General features: G+C 69.8%; 19 protein-coding genes. 1 reads left to right on the top strand and 18 read right to left on the bottom strand.

Translation table 11 applies throughout. From position 1 onward, the window contains the following. Nucleotides 1-5 precede the first annotated feature (5 nt). The 7 genes from ACFVJS_RS01935 to ACFVJS_RS01905 all read right to left on the bottom strand — a co-directional run bounded on the left by ACFVJS_RS01935 (nt 6) and on the right by ACFVJS_RS01905 (nt 7,775). Nucleotides 6-890, bottom strand: coding sequence for a LysR family transcriptional regulator (locus ACFVJS_RS01935; protein WP_378876910.1), 885 nt, complete (start codon nt 888-890; stop codon nt 6-8). Between the two features lie 54 nt (nt 891-944). After that, entirely contained in the window at nt 945-1,763 is an 819-nt protein-coding gene (locus tag ACFVJS_RS01930; protein ID WP_378876908.1) for a YceI family protein, read from the bottom strand. Between the two features lie 5 nt (nt 1,764-1,768). Beyond that, a complete protein-coding gene (locus ACFVJS_RS01925; RefSeq protein ID WP_378876906.1) occupies nt 1,769-4,207 on the bottom strand; it encodes an MFS transporter in 2,439 nt (812 codons plus the stop codon). Nucleotides 4,208-4,219: 12 nt separating this feature from the next. Next, a complete protein-coding gene (locus tag ACFVJS_RS01920) occupies nt 4,220-4,672 on the bottom strand; it encodes a MarR family winged helix-turn-helix transcriptional regulator (RefSeq protein WP_378876904.1) in 453 nt (150 codons plus the stop codon). Nucleotides 4,673-4,768: 96 nt separating this feature from the next. After that, the gene (locus ACFVJS_RS01915; RefSeq protein WP_378876902.1) at nt 4,769-5,524 is read right to left on the bottom strand and encodes a class I SAM-dependent methyltransferase; all 756 of its coding nucleotides are present in this window, start codon (nt 5,522-5,524) and stop codon (nt 4,769-4,771) included. Between the two features lie 58 nt (nt 5,525-5,582). Further along, nucleotides 5,583-7,040, bottom strand: coding sequence for an NADP-dependent phosphogluconate dehydrogenase (gndA, locus tag ACFVJS_RS01910; RefSeq protein ID WP_378876900.1), 1,458 nt, complete (start codon nt 7,038-7,040; stop codon nt 5,583-5,585). A 57-nt stretch (nt 7,041-7,097) separates the two neighbouring features. After that, nucleotides 7,098-7,775: a TetR/AcrR family transcriptional regulator gene (locus ACFVJS_RS01905; RefSeq protein ID WP_378876898.1), complete on the bottom strand. Its 678-nt coding sequence runs from the start codon at nt 7,773-7,775 to the stop codon at nt 7,098-7,100. Between the two features lie 113 nt (nt 7,776-7,888). On the opposite strand from ACFVJS_RS01905, the gene ACFVJS_RS01900 reads away from it, so the two are divergent. Beyond that, nucleotides 7,889-9,043 carry an acyl-CoA dehydrogenase family protein gene (locus ACFVJS_RS01900; RefSeq protein WP_378876895.1) on the top strand — a complete coding sequence of 385 codons (1,155 nt, stop codon included), beginning with the start codon at nt 7,889-7,891 and terminating at the stop codon, nt 9,041-9,043. 28 nt (nt 9,044-9,071) lie between these two features. On the opposite strand, the gene ACFVJS_RS01895 is transcribed toward ACFVJS_RS01900, so the two are convergent. From ACFVJS_RS01895 to ACFVJS_RS01845, 11 genes are all read right to left on the bottom strand, one after another. Continuing rightward, complete coding sequence (locus ACFVJS_RS01895; RefSeq protein WP_378876893.1) at nt 9,072-10,112, bottom strand: diiron oxygenase; 1,041 nt, start codon at nt 10,110-10,112, stop codon at nt 9,072-9,074. An 84-nt stretch (nt 10,113-10,196) separates the two neighbouring features. Next, nucleotides 10,197-10,862: a DUF2470 domain-containing protein gene (locus ACFVJS_RS01890; protein ID WP_008361992.1), complete on the bottom strand. Its 666-nt coding sequence runs from the start codon at nt 10,860-10,862 to the stop codon at nt 10,197-10,199. 74 nt (nt 10,863-10,936) lie between these two features. Beyond that, a complete protein-coding gene (locus tag ACFVJS_RS01885; RefSeq protein ID WP_378876890.1) occupies nt 10,937-11,365 on the bottom strand; it encodes an Ohr family peroxiredoxin in 429 nt (142 codons plus the stop codon). After that, entirely contained in the window at nt 11,362-12,156 is a 795-nt protein-coding gene (locus tag ACFVJS_RS01880) for an aspartate/glutamate racemase family protein (protein ID WP_378876888.1), read from the bottom strand. Before ACFVJS_RS01880 ends, ACFVJS_RS01885 begins: the two co-directional genes overlap by 4 nt. Then, nucleotides 12,153-13,157, bottom strand: a complete 1,005-nt coding sequence (locus ACFVJS_RS01875; protein ID WP_378877037.1) for an NAD(P)H-quinone oxidoreductase — start codon at nt 13,155-13,157, stop codon at nt 12,153-12,155. Before ACFVJS_RS01875 ends, ACFVJS_RS01880 begins: the two co-directional genes overlap by 4 nt. A gap of 23 nt (nt 13,158-13,180) precedes the next feature. Then, nucleotides 13,181-14,185 carry an amidohydrolase family protein gene (locus tag ACFVJS_RS01870; RefSeq protein WP_378876886.1) on the bottom strand — a complete coding sequence of 335 codons (1,005 nt, stop codon included), beginning with the start codon at nt 14,183-14,185 and terminating at the stop codon, nt 13,181-13,183. Nucleotides 14,186-14,190: 5 nt separating this feature from the next. Continuing rightward, nucleotides 14,191-14,724, bottom strand: a complete 534-nt coding sequence (locus ACFVJS_RS01865) for a 3-hydroxyanthranilate 3,4-dioxygenase (RefSeq protein ID WP_378876884.1) — start codon at nt 14,722-14,724, stop codon at nt 14,191-14,193. Beyond that, complete coding sequence (locus ACFVJS_RS01860) at nt 14,721-15,158, bottom strand: RidA family protein (protein ID WP_378876882.1); 438 nt, start codon at nt 15,156-15,158, stop codon at nt 14,721-14,723. The genes ACFVJS_RS01865 and ACFVJS_RS01860 overlap by 4 nt, the downstream gene beginning before the upstream one ends. Continuing rightward, entirely contained in the window at nt 15,158-15,970 is an 813-nt protein-coding gene (locus ACFVJS_RS01855; RefSeq protein ID WP_378876880.1) for a 2-keto-4-pentenoate hydratase, read from the bottom strand. The genes ACFVJS_RS01860 and ACFVJS_RS01855 overlap by 1 nt, the downstream gene beginning before the upstream one ends. Before the next feature lie 20 nt (nt 15,971-15,990). Then, the gene (locus ACFVJS_RS01850; RefSeq protein WP_378876878.1) at nt 15,991-17,445 is read right to left on the bottom strand and encodes a 2-hydroxymuconic semialdehyde dehydrogenase; all 1,455 of its coding nucleotides are present in this window, start codon (nt 17,443-17,445) and stop codon (nt 15,991-15,993) included. Beyond that, complete coding sequence (locus tag ACFVJS_RS01845) at nt 17,438-17,926, bottom strand: hypothetical protein (RefSeq protein WP_378876876.1); 489 nt, start codon at nt 17,924-17,926, stop codon at nt 17,438-17,440. The genes ACFVJS_RS01850 and ACFVJS_RS01845 overlap by 8 nt, the downstream gene beginning before the upstream one ends. Between the last annotated feature and the right edge of the window lie 111 nt (nt 17,927-18,037).

The following is an 18,037-nucleotide window of genomic DNA, read 5'->3' as shown; positions in this document are numbered from 1 at the left end:
CTCGGCTAGTCGGCGCTGAGGCCGGCCAGGATGGCCAGCGCGCGGGTGAGCAGCGGGCTCTCGTCGCCGGCCCGGGTGGCGGCGACGAGCTCGACGCCAGGGGTGCCGATGAGAGGGACGTAGACGACGCCGGGGACGGCGAGGGCGGCGGTGGGCTCGGGGACGATGGCGACGCCGAGGCCGGCGGCCACGAAGGTGACCAGGGTGGAGGTCTCGGCGACCTCGTGGGCGATGTGGGTGCTGATCCCGGCTTCGTGGAAGAGGCGCTGGATCATCGCGTTCATCGCCGAGCGGCCGCTGCCGGCGTGGATGACGAGGCCCTCGCCGTCGAGGTCGGCGATGCGTACGCGACGACGGGCGGCGAAGCGGTGGTCCTTCGGCATCGCCACCAGCAGACTCTCCTGGCGCACGTGGGTGATCGAGAGGCCGGCGGAGTCGGGCAGGGGACGGAGCAGGCCGAGGTCGAGGGTGCCCTCGGTGAGCGCCGCGGCCTGGTCCGGCGAGAGCATCTCGCCCCGGAACCCGAACTCCACCTCGGGCAGCTCCGCCCGCAGGGTGCGCGCGAGGGCGGGCAGCAGCGAGTACGTCGCCGACCCGACGCACCCGATCAGCAGCCGCCCGCGCCGACCGGAGGCGATGCTGGCGGCTTCGTGCGCGGCGGCGTCGACGGCGCCGAGGATCTCCCGCGCCCGCTCCAGGTACGCCGCCCCCGCAGGCGTCAGGTCGACCCGTCTCGTCGTCCTGGTGAGCAGGGTCAGCCCCAGCTCGGCCTCGAGCTGGCGGATCTGCTGCGACAGCGGCGGCTGTGCCATGTGGAGCCGCTCGGCCGCCCGGCCGAAGTGGCGCTCCTCGGCGACCGCGACGAAGTAGCGAAGATGGCGCAGCTCCATGCACTCATATTCGCAGAGTCTCAGTCGACCGTCGGTGATCCGCCCGCCGCGAGCTCAGGCCGGCAGCGAGTCGCCCTGGACGGCCTGGATGTCCAGCTCGACCTTGAGGGTCGTGCCGATGGCGGCGATGCCGGCGGCGACGGCCTGGTTGTAGTTCATCGCGAAGTCCTCGCGTCGTAGCTGGGCGGTCGCACGGAAGGCGGCGCGGGTGCCGCCCCAGGCGTCGGGACCGGTGCCGAGATAGGCGACGTCGAGGTCGACGGGGCGGGTCTGGCCGTGCATCGAGAGCTCGCCGTGGACGGTCCAGCGATCCGCTCCGGCCGGGGTGAGTCCGGTGGAGCGGTAGACGACCTCGGGGAACGCGTCCACGTCGAGGAAGTCGCCGCTGCGGAGGTGGTCGTCACGCATCCGGTTGCCGGTGTCGATCGAGGCGGCCCGGATGATGGCCTCTACGCGCGACTTCTCCAGATGATCGGGAGCGATCTCGACGACTCCGGAGAAGTCGGTGAACCGGCCGCGCACGCTGGAGATGCCGAGGTGCTGGGCGACCGCGCCGACGGTGGAGTGCGCGGGGTCGATCGTCCACGGGCCAGGGGCCGGGAGCGACGTGTCGCCCTGGCGGGTCAGCGTGACGGTCCCGAGGGACGCGAGACCGGAGGCGGTCACCATCGCGGTCGCCGCGACAGGGGACCAGCCGATGGCGGTGACGATCGCGACGTACGGCCCGGGGGCGAGGACGGTGTCGTCGGTGACGACACCGTCCTCGTCGGCCTCGGCGCGCAGCACCTGACCGCCGGCCGTGTCGGTGAGGGTGACGACCGCGTGCGCCACGGCCCAGCCGTCGCGGGTGCGGATCTGTGCGGTCAGTGCCATCGCGATCAGTCCTCGGGGTGGGAGAGGACGATCTCGTGGCCGTCCACACCGTGGCCGGTGAGGCTCACCGCGCCTGCCGCCGGTGGGTAGCTGGTGGCCAGGACGGTGTAGTCGCCGCTGTCCAGATCGGCGAAGGCGTACGCCCCGTCCGGGCCCGTCGTCGCGGTCCCGGCCACGTTGCCGGCCGCGTCGACCAGCGTCACCCGGGCGTCGGCGAGGGGGCCGAAGGCCGACTTCACCACGCCGGTCAGTCGGGCGCCGGTGACCATCTCCACCTCGATCCGGGTCACCCCGGTGGCGCCGATCTCGACCGGAACCGCGTGCGGACGGAACCCCTCCGCGTTGACCGCCACGGTGGCCGGTCCCGGGACCAGCTCGTCGATGAAGAAGGTGCCGTCCGCGACGGTCGTGCCGGTGGAGAGCAGGTCGCCGCGTACGTCGGTCACGATCACCATCGCACCGGAGACCGGCGCGCCGTCCTCGCCGCCGCGCACGATGCCCTTGAGGCCGGTGGTGCCGCTGAGCAGGAGGTCGTACGCCACCGGCTCACCGCCCACGACCACGGTCGAGGCCTGCGGCTGGAAGCCGTCGGCCGAGGCGATCAGGACGTACGTCCCCGAGCCCGGTGCGTCCACCGCGTAGGAGCCGTCGGCGTGCGCGACCGAGCGGCCGAGCTGGCGCCCGGACAGCGAGATCAGCGTGACCGCGGCGTGCGGGACCGGGACGCTCCCCGAACCGCGGACGAACCCGTACAGCGGGATGCCGGGGGAGACGGGAGCAGCAGGGGCAGGGTGCTGCTCGGGTACTCCGACGATACCCTCGGCGACCGCGGCCGGCCCGTCGACCGAGGCTGCCTCCTCGGCAGCCTGGGCGAGCCCGCCCTTGGTCTTCAGCGGCACCTCCTTGATGAACACCACGAACACCAGCGCGACGACCGCGACCGCCGCGGCGACCAGGAAGATGTCGGCGATGCCGTGCCCGTAGGCGCTCTCCAGCACCGTCCGCAGCGGCTCCGGCACCTTGTCCATGTCCGGGATCTCGCCGGAGGTGCCCTGAGCCAGGGCGGCGTACTTCGGACCGAGGTCCGTGAGGCCGTCCGAGACATAGTCGGTGACCCGGTGGGCCATCAGTGCGCCGAGCGCGGAGACGCCCATCGCACCACCGAGGCTGCGGAAGAACGTCACCATCGAGCTGGCCGCGCCGAGGTCGGCGGGCGCGACCTGGTTCTGCGTGGAGAGGACCAGGTTCTGCATCGTCATTCCGACGCCGAGCCCGAGGACCGCCATGAAGACGGCGACGTGCCAGTACTCGGTGTCGTAGCGGATCGTGCCGAGCAGGCCGAGCCCACCGACGATGAGAAGGGCGCCGACGACCAGCCAGGCCTTCCACTTCCCGGTGCGGGTGATGATCTGGCCGGAGACGGTCGAGGAGACGAACAGCCCCGCGATCATCGGGATCGTCATCACCCCGGCCATCGTCGGCGACTCGCCGCGGGCCAGTTGGAAGTACTGGCTGAAGAAGATCGTGCCCGCGAACATCGCCACGCCGACGAAGAGCGAGGCGAGCGAGGAGAGCGTGATCGTGCGGTTGGCGAAGAGCCGCAGCGGGACGATCGGCTCCTTGGCGCGGGACTCGACGAGGACGAAGGTCAGCAGGAGCAGCACGGAGCCGCCGACCATGGCCGCGGTCTGCCAGGACGCCCAGTCGTACCTGTCTCCGGCGAAGGTGACCCAGATGAGCAGCAGGGAGACGCCGGCGGCCATGAAGAAGGCGCCGGCCCAGTCGACCCTGACGCCCTCGCGCTTGACGACGGGCAGGTGCAACGTCTTCTGCAGGACGACGAACGCGATCACCGCGAACGGGATCCCGACGTAGAAGCACCAGCGCCAGCCGAGCGAGTCGGCGTCGGTGATGACCCCACCGAGCAGCGGGCCGCCGACGGTCGCGACCGCGAAGACGGCGCCGAGGTAGCCCGAGTAGCGGCCGCGCTCACGCGGCGAGATCATCGCCGCCATGATGACCTGGGCCAAGGCGGTCAGGCCGCCCATGCCGATGCCCTGGATGGCTCGCGCCGCGATGAGCTCGCCCGGGTTCTGGGCCAGGCCCGCGACGGCCGAGGCGGCGACGAAGAGGACCAGCGAGACCTGCATGAGCAGCTTCTTGCTGAACAGGTCGGCCATCTTGCCCCACAGCGGGGTGGTGGCCGTCATGGTGAGCAGGGAGGCCGTGACCACCCAGGTGTAGGCCGACTGCCCGCCGCCGATGTCGGCGATGATCTCGGGCAGGGCGTTGGAGACGATCGTGGAGGAGATCATCGCCACGAACATGCCGAGCAGCAGGCCCGAGAGCGCCTCCATGATCTCGCGGTGAGACATCTGGAAGCCGTCGTCGGACGCGCCTCCCGGCGGTCCGGCGTGAGTCCGCTCGGCTGTCGTCGTTGCCATGGACTTTCCTTCCTAGCTGCGTACGTGGGTGAGGGGGTGCGCCGGGCAGACGAGGCTGTCGTGCAGCTTGTGCATGAGCCGGATCAGCTCGTGGACGTCCTCGTCGCTCCAGCCGCCGAGCCGCTCGGCGAGAAGCTCGGTGCTCTGGTCGGCGAAGCCGGTGAGCAGGTCGTGCCCGGAGTCGGTGAGGCGCAGCAGGCGCGAGCGCCCGTCGGCCGGGTTGGGGGAGCGGTCCAGCCAGCCGTGGTCGGCGAGGTAGGACACATGGCGGCTGGTCACCGAGATGTCGATGGCGAGCAGGTCGGTGAGCTCGCTGATGGTCATCTCGCCGTGCCGACTCAGCAGACCCAGCACGCTCGCGGACCCGGCCGGCAGGTCGGGCGGGAGGTTGCGGGTCAGGGTCTTCTTGACGGCCCAGACCTCGCTGAGTCGATGCATCAGGTCGCGGTAGGTCGCCTGCTCCATCATCGCCCCTTTGATTGGTTGACTTTTACAACCTTATGGGCGATAGGAAAGCAATGCAAATTGCCACGCGGGAGGAAACGGACGTCGACGACGGGTCTAGGCGACGGTCCCGCGGGCCGCCCAGGCTGTCGCGGTCACCGTGATCGGACCCTTCCCCAGCCTGCGCCGGGCGACCTCCTCGAGCGCCGTACGGCCGGCGTCGTCGAGGGATGCCACGTAGTCGCCCGCCGGTCCCACGCCGAAGGTGTAGGGGTCCCACCAGTCCTCGAAGGTCGGGTGGGTGATGCGGACGACCAGGCCGCTGGGCTCGACCTTGCGAAGACCCACCTTCTTGAACAGGTTCTCGAGGTCGCCCAGTCGGGAGCCGGCGAGAAGAGCCTCGTCCTCGGCCTCCGGGTCGATCTCGTGCACGCACGCCCAGAACGGCGCGACGGCTCCGGTGTCGGTGTCCCAGACGCACGCCGCGACGGTGCCGCCGGGACGGGTGACCCGGACCATCTCCTTGATGCCGGCCTCCGGGTCGGTCATGAAGTGCACGACCAGCTGCGCCAGCGATACGTCGAACCAGTTGTCGGCGAAGGGAAGCGCCTCGGCGACCCCGGTGTGCACGTCGACCCTCGCGAGCTGCCGCGCGACCGCCTCGATGAAGGGCGGCGAGGGGTCGACGGCCGCCACCAGGTGGGCCTCGGTGAGCGTCACCAGGTGGCGGGTGAGCGTGCCCGGCCCGCAGCCGACGTCGAGCACCCGCTGGCCCATGCTGACCCGGGCGAAGTCGGCGAAGCGGGGTGCGAGGGGTTCGGCGTAGCGCCCCATGAAGCGGGCGTACCTCTCGGCGGCGACGTCGAAGCCCATGCCTCAGGCTAGGACCGCCCCTCGCTGTGCCGACAGCCCCAAGTTCGGTATCTCCCGCCTAGTGGGTCGAGGGCGTCGTCGCGATCTCCGAGCGGTCGTCGGACCACAGCGTGTGGAAGGTGCCGTCCTTGTCCACGCGCTTGTAGGTGTGCGCGCCGAAGAAGTCCCGCTGGCCCTGGATGAGCGCGGCCGGGAGCCGGTCGGCGGCGAGCGAGTCGAAGTAGGCGAGCGCCGAGGAGAACCCGGGAGCCGGTACGCCGGAGGCCGCCGCGATCCCGACGACGCGCCGCCACGCCTCCTCGCCGGAGGCGACGGCGTCGGCGAAGTAGGGGTCGACCAGCAGCGTCTCCAGGTCGGGCTTGGTGGCGTACGCGTCCACGATCCGGTTGAGGAACCGGGCCCGGATGATGCAGCCCGCCCGCCAGATCTTGGCCAGCGCGCCGAGGTCGATGTCCCAGCCGTACTCCTTCGCTCCGGCCACGATCAGGTCGAACCCCTGTGCGTAGGCGACCACCTTCGAGGCATACAGGGCCGCGCGTACGTCGTCGACGAACGTGTCGGGCACCTCGGGCGCCTTCGGGCGCGACTTCACCGTGGAGCGCACCGCCCCGCGCTGCGCCGGCTTGGAGGAGACCGCGCGGGCGAAGACCGCCTCGCCGATGCCGGAGACCGGGATGCCGAGGCCGAGAGCGTTCTGCACGGTCCAGACACCGGTGCCCTTCGAGCCGGCCTCGTCGAGGATGACATCGACGAGCGGCGAGCCGGTCTCGGCGTCGGTCTGGGCGAGCACCTCGGCGGTGATCTCGATCAGGTAGGACTCCAGGTCACCGGAGTTCCAGTCCTTGAAGACGTCGACCAGCTGCGCCACCGAGAGGCCGCCCACCCGCCGGAGGAGGTCGTAGGCCTCCGCGATCAGCTGCATGTCGGCGTACTCGATGCCGTTGTGGACCATCTTCACGAAGTGGCCCGCGCCGTCGGTGCCGACATGGGTCACGCACGGCTCGCCCTCCGCCACCGCGGCGATGCTCTTCAGGATGGGGCCGAGCGTCTCCCAGGCCTCGGCCGAGCCGCCGGGCATGATCGAGGGGCCGTTGAGGGCACCCTCCTCGCCGCCGGAGATGCCGGTGCCGACGAAGTTCAGGCCCCGCTCGCGCAGCTCGCGCTCGCGGCGGATGGTGTCGTTGAAGTTGGCGTTGCCGCCGTCGACGATGATGTCGCCGGGCTCGAACCGCTCGGCCAGCTGCTCGATCACCGCGTCGGTGCCCTTGCCGGCCTGCACCATGATGATCGCCGTACGCGGCTTGGCCAGGGTCGCCACGAAGTCGTCGATCGTCTCGGAGGCGAGGAATCCGGCCTCGGGGTGCTCGGTGAGGAGCTCCTCGGTGCGGGCGTAGGTGCGGTTGTAGACCGCCACCGTGTTGCCCTCGCGCGAGGCGAGGTTGCGGGCCAGGTTGGACCCCATCACGGCCAGGCCCACCACGCCGATGTTCGCGGACCTGTTGTCGGTGTTCGGCATCGCTGCTCCTCGTTGCTCACTCTGATCGCTGTGTGTTGACCGGCGGGGTCGCCACCATCATGCCCGTGGGGTGAAGACCATGTCCTCGGGTATCTCGAGCCCGAGCTGGGCGAGCAGGTCGAAGAGCACGCCGGCGACCTGCCGGGTGAGTCGGGCGACCACCTGGTCGCGGGTCTCGTCCTCGTGGTCGAGCCACCAGATGATGCTGGCGTCGACCATCCCCATCAACCCAGCCAGGACGCCGTCGGGAGGCTCCCCGCTGAGCTCGGAGTCGCTCAGGTAGCCGCGCATCGCCTCGACGAGCTCGTTGAGGAACCGGGTGCGTCCCATCCGGGCGCGGTGCAGCGCCTTGGTCTGCTGCTGGGCGGCGACGAAGCGGTAGAGGTTGGGGTGTTCGGCGGCCCAGTCGACGCACGGGGCGATGACCCCGCCGATCACCTCATGGGGTGTCCCCGTGCGCGCCAGGTTGGGGCGTACGCGGCGCAGCAGCTCGTTGGCGGCGAACCGGGTCACCTCCGCGTCGAGCTGGTCCTTGCTGGCGAAGTGCCGGTAGACGTTGGGTCGCGGCAGTCCGGCCCGCTCGGCGATCTGGGCCATCCCGACCGTCGGGCCGCCCTCCTCGATGGCCTCGACCGCGGCGATCACCACTCGAGAGCGCCGCGAGTCGTCCTCGAGCGCCTCCTTCGCCGATCGGCGCCGCACCGTCGAGTCGACCCACTTCGCAACGTCCACCACGTGTTCACCGTAGCGGTGATACACCTTGTACCCAGGTCCGATACGGTGATACAACCTGTATCCAGCACATCGTGTCCCACATACCGTGGGATGCGCGACCGGAAGGAATGCCCGTGACCCGCCGCTCTCCCTGGATGGACCAGGACCTCGAGGACCTGCGCGACCTCGCCCGCACCTTCTGCGAGAAGGAGATCAAGCCCAACATCGAGTCCTTCATCGCCAACAAGCAGGTCGACCGTGAGCTCTGGACGAAGGCCGGCGAGCTCGGTCTGCTCTGCCTCTCCGTGCCGGAGGAGTACGGCGGTGGTGGCGGCACCTTCGCCCACGAGGCCGTGCTGATCGAGGAGCAGGCCCGCGTCGGCGACTCCTCGTGGGGAGCACCGCTGCACAGCGGCATCGTGGCCCACTACCTGGTGGCGTACGGCACCGAGGAGCAGAAGCAGGAGTGGCTGCCCAAGATGGCCAGCGGCGAGGTGGTCGCCGCCGTCGCGATGACCGAGCCCGGCACCGGCTCGGACCTCCAGTCGATCACCACGAAGGCGATCCGCGACGGTGACGACTACGTCGTCAACGGCGCCAAGACGTTCATCACCAACGGGAACCAGGCCGACATGGTGCTGGTCGCGGTCAAGACCAACCCGGAGGAGAAGGGTGCCGGGATCTCCCTGGTGATCGTCCCCACCGACACCCCTGGCTTCCGGCGGGGCCGGGTGCTGAACAAGATCGGGATGAAGGGTCAGGACACCTGCGAGCTCTTCTTCGACGACGTACGCATCCCGGCGACCAACCTGCTCGGCGCCACGGAGGGGGAGGGTTTCGTCCAGCTCATGCTGCAGCTGCCGCAGGAGCGCCTGATCGTCGCGCTCGGCTGTGTCGCGGCGATGGAGTTCGCCTACCAGGAGACGATCTCCTACGTCCACACCCGCACCGCCTTCGGGCGCCCGGTCTTCGGTTTTCAGAACACCAAGTTCACGATGGCGGAGGTCGCCACCGAGGCCCGGGTGGCCCGCTCGTTCATCGACGAGTGCATCGAGCTGCACGTCAAGGGTGAGCTCGACATCCCGACGGTCGCGATGGCGAAGTACTGGTGCTCCGAGCGTGCCATGAAGGTCGTCGACAAGTGCGTGCAGATGCACGGCGGCTACGGCTACATGGAGGAGTACCCCATCGCCCGAGCCTTCACCGACCTACGGGTCCAGCAGATCTACGCCGGCACGACCGAGATCATGAAGGAGATCATCAGCCGGTCGCTGCCGGTCCCCGCCTAGTCCAGGCTTCGCCTAGTCCAGGCTTCGCCTAGGCGGCTGCGGTGGGCGGCTCGGCGCGGAACCGCGCCGGCCGTCCGTCGACCCCGAGCACCCGCCAGGACCACCGGGTCAGCGGCGTACGCAGCCCGAGGTTGTCGAAGAGCATCCGCACGTCGGCGAAGAGGTGACGGCGGAACGCGGCGGCCTCGGGCCCGGTGCCCCAGACCTCGCGGACGACCTCGTCGGGGAGGCCCATGAGCTCGCGGTCGGCACGCGACGGGATGATGATCGCGTCGGAGCCCAAGCGCATCGCGAGCGGCGTGAGGATGCCGAGGGCCAGGCGCGAGACCGGGTTGAGCGACGGGGCGTGCTCCTCGAGCCAGGCGTGCGCGAAGCCGATGTGGCGGGCCTCCTCGGCGATGTGGATCGCCATGATCTGGTCGAGGAGCGGGTGGGTGCCGCCGCCGCGCATGGCCTCCTTCTGCACGTGGTCGATCGGCTCCTCGCCGGCCAGGATGATCGCGAAGAAGAGGGCCGGGTAGAGCGCGCCGAGGTGTCCCACGAGCGGGATCGCCCGCATCAGCCAGCCGGGTGCGCCCGAGACGTCGGGGCAGACCCGGTTGGTGAACTCCTGGAACATCTGGATGTGGTGGGTCTCCTCGGTGAGCTCGTGCATGAAGTAGCGGAACTCGGGGTCGCCGTTGTCGACGCCCATCAGGAACTGGGTGCCGCCCAGGAGCAGCAGCTGCTCGAACTGGGAGCCCGTCTTGACCATCGCGGTGAGCCGGTGTCGACCGACCTCGATCTGCCGCGCCTTCGGCAGCGACTGGTACCACGGGTGGGCGCCGAGCAGGTCGAGCGTGGGCAGGATCCAGCGCTCGTCGTCCTCCTCGATGGCCATCTCCGGCGCGTCCCAGTCGACGTCCTTGAACGCGTTGAAGTACTTCTCGACCGACGCCTCCGACAACGTACGCAGCGTCTCGTCGTACTCCCGCCGGGCCGTGGGCCGGGTCGGTGTGATCATCCGGACCGGGGTGCCGGCGACGGCGCCCACGTAGCCACCGATCGAGCGAAGTGTCTGCACAACCATCCGAGCCTCCTTGCGACGTTGGTCTATCAACCAATGTACATGGGATTTGCGTCCCGGGAACCCGAATGGAGGCGGGTGTTCCGCTCAGCAGATCTCGGCGGCGAGGGCCTTCCGCACTCCGGCGACGAGATCCTCGGGTGTCCGGGCGGGTCGGTCGAAGGTGGTGCGCGCGCTGTGGGCACCGCGTTCGTCGACCCACTGGAACTCGAAACCATCGGCGCAGAGCCCGGTGATCTGCGCGGCCAGGATGGTGTCGACCGGGATGTAGGAGCGGGTCGCGACCGCCTCGCGGAGCTCGTTGCCGTGATGGTTGTTGAGATGGTCCTGGTTGCGATGCAGCACGCCGTCGTTGAGGTCGAGGTCGCGGTCGGTGAAGGCGTCGAGCGGGATCGGCACCGCCTCACCGGTCGGGCGGACCAGCATGACGTTGGCGACGTCCATGACGATCTCCTCCCACTCCGTCTCGCAGCACGTGCAGGCATCCGTACGCAGCCACCGGAGCGTGCCGGTGAGCCGGACCGCCTCGCGGTCGCCGAGCGCGCCCTGCAGGACCAGCACGACATGGCTGCCGCGACGGCCGGCGTACGCCATCCGCTGCTCGGGCGGGCAGAGGAAGGTCGGCCGCCCGCCGTCGTCGGCGAACCCCTGCATCTCGAGCTCCTCCATCGAGTAGGGGATGCCGTCGATCACCACGCTGCCCCCGCGGGGGCAGGACAGGATGCTGCGGGCAATACGGGGAGTCGACTCCATGACACCTCCATGTTTAGGTAAGGCTTACCTAAACACGAATCGTGTGGTGGGACAAGTGGGAGGGCGGCGTCAGGTCAGGACTGCTGGTCCAGCGACAGCTTCACGGGGATGTTGCCCGCGACAGCCCTCGAGTACGGGCACTTGCGGTGTGCGGCCTCGAGCAGCGCCTCGCCGGTCTCCGCCGGGACATCGGGCAGGAGGGCGACCAGTTCCACCGCCAGATCGAAGCCGGCGCTGCCCCCGCTGATCGTCACCTTGGCCTGAACCTGCGCGCCACGGAGTTTGACGCGTTGTGCGCGCGCGACCGAGTTCAGGGCCGAGAGGAAGCACGCCGAGTAGCCGGCGGCGAACAGCTGCTCGGGGTTGCTGACGTGGCCTCCGGCACCGCCCAGGTCTTCGGGAATGCCCAGATCCAGGTCGACCAGGGCATCGCTGGAGCGGACGTGTCCGTTACGACCGTCGCCGGTCGCCACGGCGTCGGCGGTGTAGCTGAGTGTCGTCATGATCGAGTCCCCTTTACGAGAGCGAGAAGTTCGTCTATTGCTTGTTGAGTTGCTCGCGCGAAGGTGCCTCCGCGAGAGACCGGAGTTCCCGAGGCGCGCGCGATCGCGACCGATGCCTCGGCCTGCCGTACGGCGAGGAGCGTCGGGTTCGCCACCAGGGCGCCCGGCACCTCGACGTGGTCGTCGGCGCTGAGGAGGGCAAACAGGCCCCCGGCCGACATCACCACGTCGATCTGGCTCTCCTGCACCATCGTGCTGGCCAGCGAGATGAAGGTGTCCTTGATCGACTGGTAGGCCAGTTCGTCGTCGTAGGCAGCGACCGCCTGGTCAGGGGTCAGCCGGAACGCGCGGACGTCGACCACCCGAGAGTCCAGGCCGTAGCGTGCGATCTGTTCGCGGTGCCATGGGAGGTAGACGGGGTCGAGGGTCACCAGGCCGATACGGCCACCCAGCATGCACGCCTGGAGCATGCTGGCTTCACCGTGGCCGATGACGGGGATGTCCACCGCGGTCCGCGCCTCGTAGAGGCACGCATCCTGGAAGTGGCCGACGAGGACGGCGTCGAAGCCTTCCGACGCCGCCTCGACGATGCCCTCGATCGACTGGACGCCGCAACGGAGCTCGCTGAGTCTGCCCAGCTGGGTGTCGGCCGGGCTGATTCCCCTGACCTCGTAGGTGACCCCGGGCGCCGCGATCTCGGTGAGGTAGGCCTCCAGCCTCTTCAGGTAGGGCTGGTGCACCGCGGGATCGGTGAAGCTCTGGTAGAGGATCCGGGTGGGAGGGGTGTTCATGCGTGCCTCTCGGGTGTCGGCGACAGGTCCGGGTCTGCGAGGAGCAGGACCTTGCCGCGGTGGTGGGATCGCTCCAGCAGAAGGTGTGCCTCCGCAGCCCGCTCGAAGGGGAGGGCTACGTGGGTCGTGGGGAGGATCGCGCCGCGTTCGTACAGCGGCCAGATGTTCCGGACGAGATCGTCGATGATCCGGTCCTTCTCGTGGTCGGGACGCATCCGCAGGCCGCTTCCGGCCACCGTCAGGTTCCCGACGAGAAGGCGGGTGAGGTCGATCTGGGTCGACGAGCCGCTCTGGTGCGCGATGATCGCCAGGCGTCCGCCCCGGCCGAGCACCTTCAGGTTCCGGTCCAGGTAGTCCGCGCCGATGATGTCGAGCACGGTCGCGGGCCTGATGCCCCGGTCGAGCAGCTCCTCGGCGAAGTCCTGTCGGCGATGGTCGATCACCAGTTCCGCGCCCAGCTTCTCGACGAACAAGCCCTTCTCGGGCGAGCCGACCGTGGTCGCCACCCGCAGGCCGTACGCGACGGCGAACTGGATGGCGAGCGAGCCGATGCCGCTGGCGCCACCGTGCACGAGCATCCAGGACCCGGGCTCGGGCGGATTCGGCATGTAGAGGTTCGACCACACGGTCGCGGCGGCCTCCATCAGACCGCCGGCGTCACGCGTGGAGACGGTCGCAGGCACCGGCGCGAGGTGGGTCGCTCGCACGGCGACGTACTCGGCGTACCCGCCTCCGGGCAGCAGCGCACACACCTCGCGGCCGATCAGGTCGTCCGGGACACCGGCGCCGGTGGCGACCACGACGCCGGAGACCTCCAGGCCGAGGATCGGGTCCGCCGCCACCCCGGGATACGTGCCGGCCCGTTGCATCAGGTCGGCACGGTTGACCCCGGCGGCGACGACGCGGACCAGCGCCTCACCGGCTCCCGGCCGCGGGACCGCTCGCCGGCTCACGGTGAGCACGTCCGGACCTCCGGGTCGGCTCGCGACCACGGCCCGCATGTGCGTGGGAAGCGGATCCACGGTCACGACGCCGCGGCCATCCGGTCGGCGCCCAGCCAGGTGGCGGCGTTCCCGCGCAGCAGGAGGTCCCGGTCGCCGTCGCTGAGGAAGCTCGCCTTCCGTACGACGTTGCCGACCGGACGTTCCCCCAGCGGGTAGGGGTAGTCGCTGCCCACCATCACGTGATCGGCGCCCAGGGTGTCGAGCAGCAGGCGCAGCGGCGCCTCCTCGAAGACCACGGTGTCGACCGAGAACCTGTCGCGGTAGTGCGAGGGCGGGTGCTCCGAGGTGCCGATGACGTCGTGGCGGTGGTGCCAGGCGTTGTCCATCCGGCCCAGCCAGTACGGGAAGGAGCCGCCGCCGTGCGCGAAGCAGATCCGCAGGTCGCTCGAGACCCGGTCGAAGACCCCGCCCAGCACCATCGCCAGGATCGAGAGGTGCGTCTCGGCGGGCATCCCGGTCAGCCACTGCGCCATCCACCGGTCGAGCCGTGGTGAGTTGGGCAGGTCCCAAGGATGCACGAAGACCGGCACGCCGAGACTCGCACAGTGCTGGAGGAAGGTCACGACGCCGGCGTCGTCGAGGTCACGGTCGCCGACGTGGTTCCCGATCTCCACCCCGACGTGACCGTTCGCCAAGGAGCGCTCCAGCTCGGCGCACGCGAGGTCGGCGTCCTGCAGAGGGACCTGGCAGAACGGGAGCAGTCGCGGAGACTCGGCGGTGATCTCGAGCGCGAGGTCGTTGAAGATGCGGGAGATCGCGGCCGCGTCGGACGGTGCCGCGTCGTAGCTGAAGAACACCGGGGTCGGTGAGACCACCTGCATCTCCACGTCGTCGGCGTCCATGGCGGCAAGACGGACGTCGGCCTCCCATGCGGAGGAGTTGATCCGCCGGAACTCGCGTGAGCCGATCATCATGACCGCTTCGCTCTCGCTCGTGACGTCGAGCCACAGCCGTGGCTCTGGGCCGGGGAGCTGCGGCCACCCGCGTGGTACGGAGTGCGTGTGTACGTCGATGGCCGAGGTCACGCGCCTCAGCCCTTTCCGGGGTGGAGGGCGTGGCACTGGCCGCAGGTGCGGGCGGCCTCGTCCTCGTAGAACGCGGTGAACACAGGGGGTAGATCCGCCACGATGTCGCGAACCTGGAGCTCGACCTCGTGCACGAGCGCCGAGCACTCGAGGCAGTACCACTGGAACTTCTCCAGGGTCCCCTCCTCGCGGATCCGCTCGATGACCACGCCGATCGACCCGGCCTCCGGGCGCTGGGGCGAGTGAGGGAGATTGCCGGGCAGCAGCCAGGTCTCGCCCTCCTTGATCTCGACGGTGACCTTGCCGTCCTCGGTCATCACGTCGACGTACATCGAGCCCTTGATCTGGTGGAACCACTCCTCGTAGGGGTCGACGTGGAAGTCGGTCCGCTGGTTCGGGCCGCCGACGACCTGGACGATGAAGTCGTCGCCGGTGAAGATCGCCTTGTTGTTGACCGGCGGCTTCAGGTCCGGCTCGTGCTCGCTGATCCATTTCATGAAGTTGAGCACCGGCGGGACGTTGGTGGTCGACTGAGTCATTTCGTTTCCTCCTGAGGGGTGGGGCTGGGCAGGTGCGCCACGGCCTGGATCTCGATGAGCAGGTGCGGGTGGGGCAGTTGGTGGACGGCGACGGTGGTTCGGGTCGGTCCGGCCTCGTCGAAGTAGGAGCCGTAGACGTCGTTGTAGCCGCCGAAGTCGTTCATGTTGACCAGGTAAGAGGTCACCTGGACGAGGTCGCCGAGGTCGCCGCCCGCGGCTCGCAGGATGTCGCGGATGTTCTCGATCACGGCGGCCGTCTGGGCACGGATGTCCAGGCGGGTGGTGCCGAGCTCGTCGACCTCGACACCGACGAAGGTGTTGTCGGGCCGGCGGCTGCTGGTGCCGGAGACGAAGAGCAGGTCGCCCGCCCGGCGGGCGTGCGGGAACCGCCCCCGGGGCCGCGCCTTGCTCTCGACCAGGAACGCGTCGTTCATCAGTCACCGCCCTCGCCGAGCGGGCCGGCGCTGTCCGCGACAGCTACGGCGTGGACCGTGCCGAGCCCGGCGACCGTCGCGCTGACCGGCCCCGGCCGAAGGGTTACGGCCTCGGTCGCGGCACCGGCGAGCACGACGGAGCCCGCAGGCAGCCGTAGCCCCAGACGGCCGCCGAGGGCGACCAGGCGCGGCAGCGTACGCAGCGGGTGTCCGAGGATGGCCGCGGTCGTTCCTTCGGCGACGACCTCGTCTCCGGCACGGAGGGTGACCGGGATGTCGTCCAGGTCCACCTCGTCTGGGGCACGCCACGGTCCGAGGACGAACATCGCCGCCGATGTGTTGTCGGCGACCACGCGCGGCAGGTCGAACCGGAACCCGTCGTAGCGGGAGTCGATGATCTCGAGCCCCGCCGCGACGCCGGTGATCGCCGCTTCCAGATCGACGTCCGGGTCGGCGAGGTCGACGGCGGTGCCGATCAGGAAGGCGATCTCGGGCTCGACGCGCGGGTGGATGAGCGCGCCGAGGTCGATCAGGCCTCCGTCGGCGGCCTGCATGCCGTCGGTGAGCTGGCCGACGATGACCTCGTCCACGCCCATCTGACGCATCTTGGCCTCGCTGGTGAACCCGAGCTTGAGGCCGACGCCGTGCTCACCGCGCGCGTGCCGACGAGCGATCAGCGCCGTTTGGCTCGCGTACGCCTCATCGAGGTTCAGCTGCGGCCACGGTGTCGCCGTGCTCACCGGAGTGGCGCTCTGCTGCGCGGTGTCGAGGAGTTCGGCGACGTGAGGGACCACGTCGGCCTGCGTCGTCACGTCACGCTGTTCTGACCCGTTCACAGCGCCACGCACACATTCGTCGTCTCGGTGTAGAAGTCGAGCGAGTGGCGACCACCCTCACGGCCGATGCCGGACAGACCGATGCCGCCGAATGGTGATCGCAGTTCGCGTAGGAACCAGGTGTTGACCCAGGAGATCCCGGTTTGCATCCGACCTGCGACGCGGTGCGCGCGACCCAGATCGGTCGTCCAGACCGCGGCGGCGAGGCCGTAGTCGGTGTCGTTCGCCAGTCTGATCGCCTCCTCCTCGGTGTCGAAGGGCATCAGAGCGGCGACGGGCCCGAAGATCTCCTCGCGGACCGGGCGGTCGCTGTTGGTCATCCCTGTCCAGAGGGTCGGCTCGATCCAGAACCCGCCGTTCAGTGCACCGCCGGGCTCGGCGGCGCGCCCGCCGGTCAGCACCTTGGCGCCCGCCTGCTCGGCGAGGTCGAGGTAGTCGAGGATCTTCTTCTGGTGGGCCCGAGAGATCACCGGCCCTGTCGTCGTCGTGGGATCCGACGGGGCCCCGAGGTGAAGCGCCTCGGCCGCCGCGACGAGCCGTTCGGTCACCTCGTCGAAGACCGAGCGCTCGATGTAGACGCGCTCCGTGCACAGGCACACCTGGCCGGTGTTGGCGAACACGGAACGTGTCAGGCCGGCGATGGTGGCGTCGAGGTCGGCGTCGGCGAAGACGACGGCGGCGTTCTTGCCGCCGAGTTCGAAGGAGACCGGTCGAATGCGGGGTGCGACGGCCTTCATGATGCCGGCGCCGGTGGCCGTCGAGCCGGTGAAGGTGACGCCGTCGATGCCCGGGTGGCTGGTGAGGTGCTCACCGGCCGATCCGGATCCGAACCCGTGGACGACGTTGTAGACCCCGTTCGGCACACCGGCCGCGGCGAGCACCTCGGCGAGCACGGTGGCAGAGCCCGGTGTCTCCTCGGACGGTTTGACCACGAGGGTGTTGCCGCACGCCAGGGCGGGCGCCAGCTTCCAGGTCAGCAGCAGGAGCGGCAGGTTCCAGGGCACGATCGCGGCCACCACGCCCAGCGGCTTGCGGACCGCGTAGTTCAGCGCCTGTCGGTCCCCGCCCAGGTCCTGGAGGTAGGACTCCACGCCCTCGGCGCCCATGACGTCGGCGAAGGCGCGGAAATTGGCGGCCGCGCGGGCGATGTCGAGGGCCCGAGCGCCGGCCTCCGGCTTGCCGGTGTCGGCGACCTCGGCAGCCAGCAGGTCGTCGGCTCTCCGGTCGATCTCGTCGGCCACGCGACGCAGCAGGGTGCAGCGCTCCTGCACCGACGTACGCCCCCAGGGTCCGTCCAGGGCCGCCCGGGCTGCCCGGACCGCCTGGTCGACGAGGCCGGCGTCCGCCTCGTGCACCCAGGCGACCTGCTGCCCGGTGGCCGGGTCGACGTCGGCGAACGCCTCGGCGCCGTCGGTGAACCGACCGTCGATGAAGTTCTTGTACTCACGCATGTGGTGTCCGTTCTGTTGATGCCGAAGCAGGAGCGGTCGGGCGCAGACGCGGCGGCTGCCGGTCCCATGCCCCGTCGGTCCCACGGCTGCGAAGCTCTGGTTTGCGGACCTTGCCGTTCTCGGTCAGCGGGAGGGCGTCGAGCCGGACCATGAACCTGGGGATGGCGTACGCCGCCAGCCGTGGGACGCAGAACTCGACGAGATCCTCGAAGTTCAGGTCCTGTGCATCCTTGGCGACGACCGCCGCCATGACCTCGTCCTCACCGAGCTCGGAGTCGACGGCGTAGACCGCGACGTCGGCGACGGCCGGGTGCGCGCGGAGCACGTCCTCGACCTCCACCGACGAGATGTTCTCGCCGCGTCGACGGATCACGTCCTTGATCCGGTCGACGAAGCGCAACGACCCGTCCGCCTCCACGACGACGCGGTCGCCCGTGTGGAACCACAGGTCCTGCCAGGCCGCTGTGGTCGCCTCCGGCATGCCGAAGTAGCCGGAGGCGAAGGGGAACGGCTGTTCGCTGCGCAGCAGCAGCTACCCACGGGCCCCGGGCGGGACGTAGGCGCCGTCGGCGTCGACCACCCCCATGTGGTA

This window comes from Nocardioides sp. NPDC057772 (genome assembly GCF_042798075.1).
Lineage (GTDB): Bacteria > Actinomycetota > Actinomycetes > Propionibacteriales > Nocardioidaceae > Nocardioides.
Note: the sequence above shows the minus strand (reverse complement) of the source record. Positions and strands in the feature narration are given on the sequence as shown.

What these genes read in the sequence shown, in the direction of transcription:
- ACFVJS_RS01935 (WP_378876910.1), bottom strand. Translation starts at nt 890, where the DNA reads ATGGAGCTGCGCCATCTTCGCTACTTCGTCGCGGTCGCCGAGGAGCGC.
- ACFVJS_RS01930 (WP_378876908.1), bottom strand. Translation starts at nt 1,763, where the DNA reads ATGGCACTGACCGCACAGATCCGCACCCGCGACGGCTGGGCCGTGGCG.
- ACFVJS_RS01925 (WP_378876906.1), bottom strand. Translation starts at nt 4,207, where the DNA reads ATGGCAACGACGACAGCCGAGCGGACTCACGCCGGACCGCCGGGAGGC.
- ACFVJS_RS01920 (WP_378876904.1), bottom strand. Translation starts at nt 4,672, where the DNA reads ATGGAGCAGGCGACCTACCGCGACCTGATGCATCGACTCAGCGAGGTC.
- ACFVJS_RS01915 (WP_378876902.1), bottom strand. Translation starts at nt 5,524, where the DNA reads ATGGGCTTCGACGTCGCCGCCGAGAGGTACGCCCGCTTCATGGGGCGC.
- gndA (WP_378876900.1), bottom strand. Translation starts at nt 7,040, where the DNA reads ATGCCGAACACCGACAACAGGTCCGCGAACATCGGCGTGGTGGGCCTG.
- ACFVJS_RS01895 (WP_378876893.1), bottom strand. Translation starts at nt 10,112, where the DNA reads ATGGTTGTGCAGACACTTCGCTCGATCGGTGGCTACGTGGGCGCCGTC.
- ACFVJS_RS01890 (WP_008361992.1), bottom strand. Translation starts at nt 10,862, where the DNA reads ATGGAGTCGACTCCCCGTATTGCCCGCAGCATCCTGTCCTGCCCCCGC.
- ACFVJS_RS01885 (WP_378876890.1), bottom strand. Translation starts at nt 11,365, where the DNA reads ATGACGACACTCAGCTACACCGCCGACGCCGTGGCGACCGGCGACGGT.
- ACFVJS_RS01880 (WP_378876888.1), bottom strand. Translation starts at nt 12,156, where the DNA reads ATGAACACCCCTCCCACCCGGATCCTCTACCAGAGCTTCACCGATCCC.
- ACFVJS_RS01875 (WP_378877037.1), bottom strand. Translation starts at nt 13,157, where the DNA reads ATGCGGGCCGTGGTCGCGAGCCGACCCGGAGGTCCGGACGTGCTCACC.
- ACFVJS_RS01865 (WP_378876884.1), bottom strand. Translation starts at nt 14,724, where the DNA reads ATGACTCAGTCGACCACCAACGTCCCGCCGGTGCTCAACTTCATGAAA.
- ACFVJS_RS01860 (WP_378876882.1), bottom strand. Translation starts at nt 15,158, where the DNA reads ATGAACGACGCGTTCCTGGTCGAGAGCAAGGCGCGGCCCCGGGGGCGG.
- ACFVJS_RS01850 (WP_378876878.1), bottom strand. Translation starts at nt 17,445, where the DNA reads ATGCGTGAGTACAAGAACTTCATCGACGGTCGGTTCACCGACGGCGCC.
- ACFVJS_RS01845 (WP_378876876.1), bottom strand. Translation starts at nt 17,926, where the DNA reads ATGCCGGAGGCGACCACAGCGGCCTGGCAGGACCTGTGGTTCCACACG.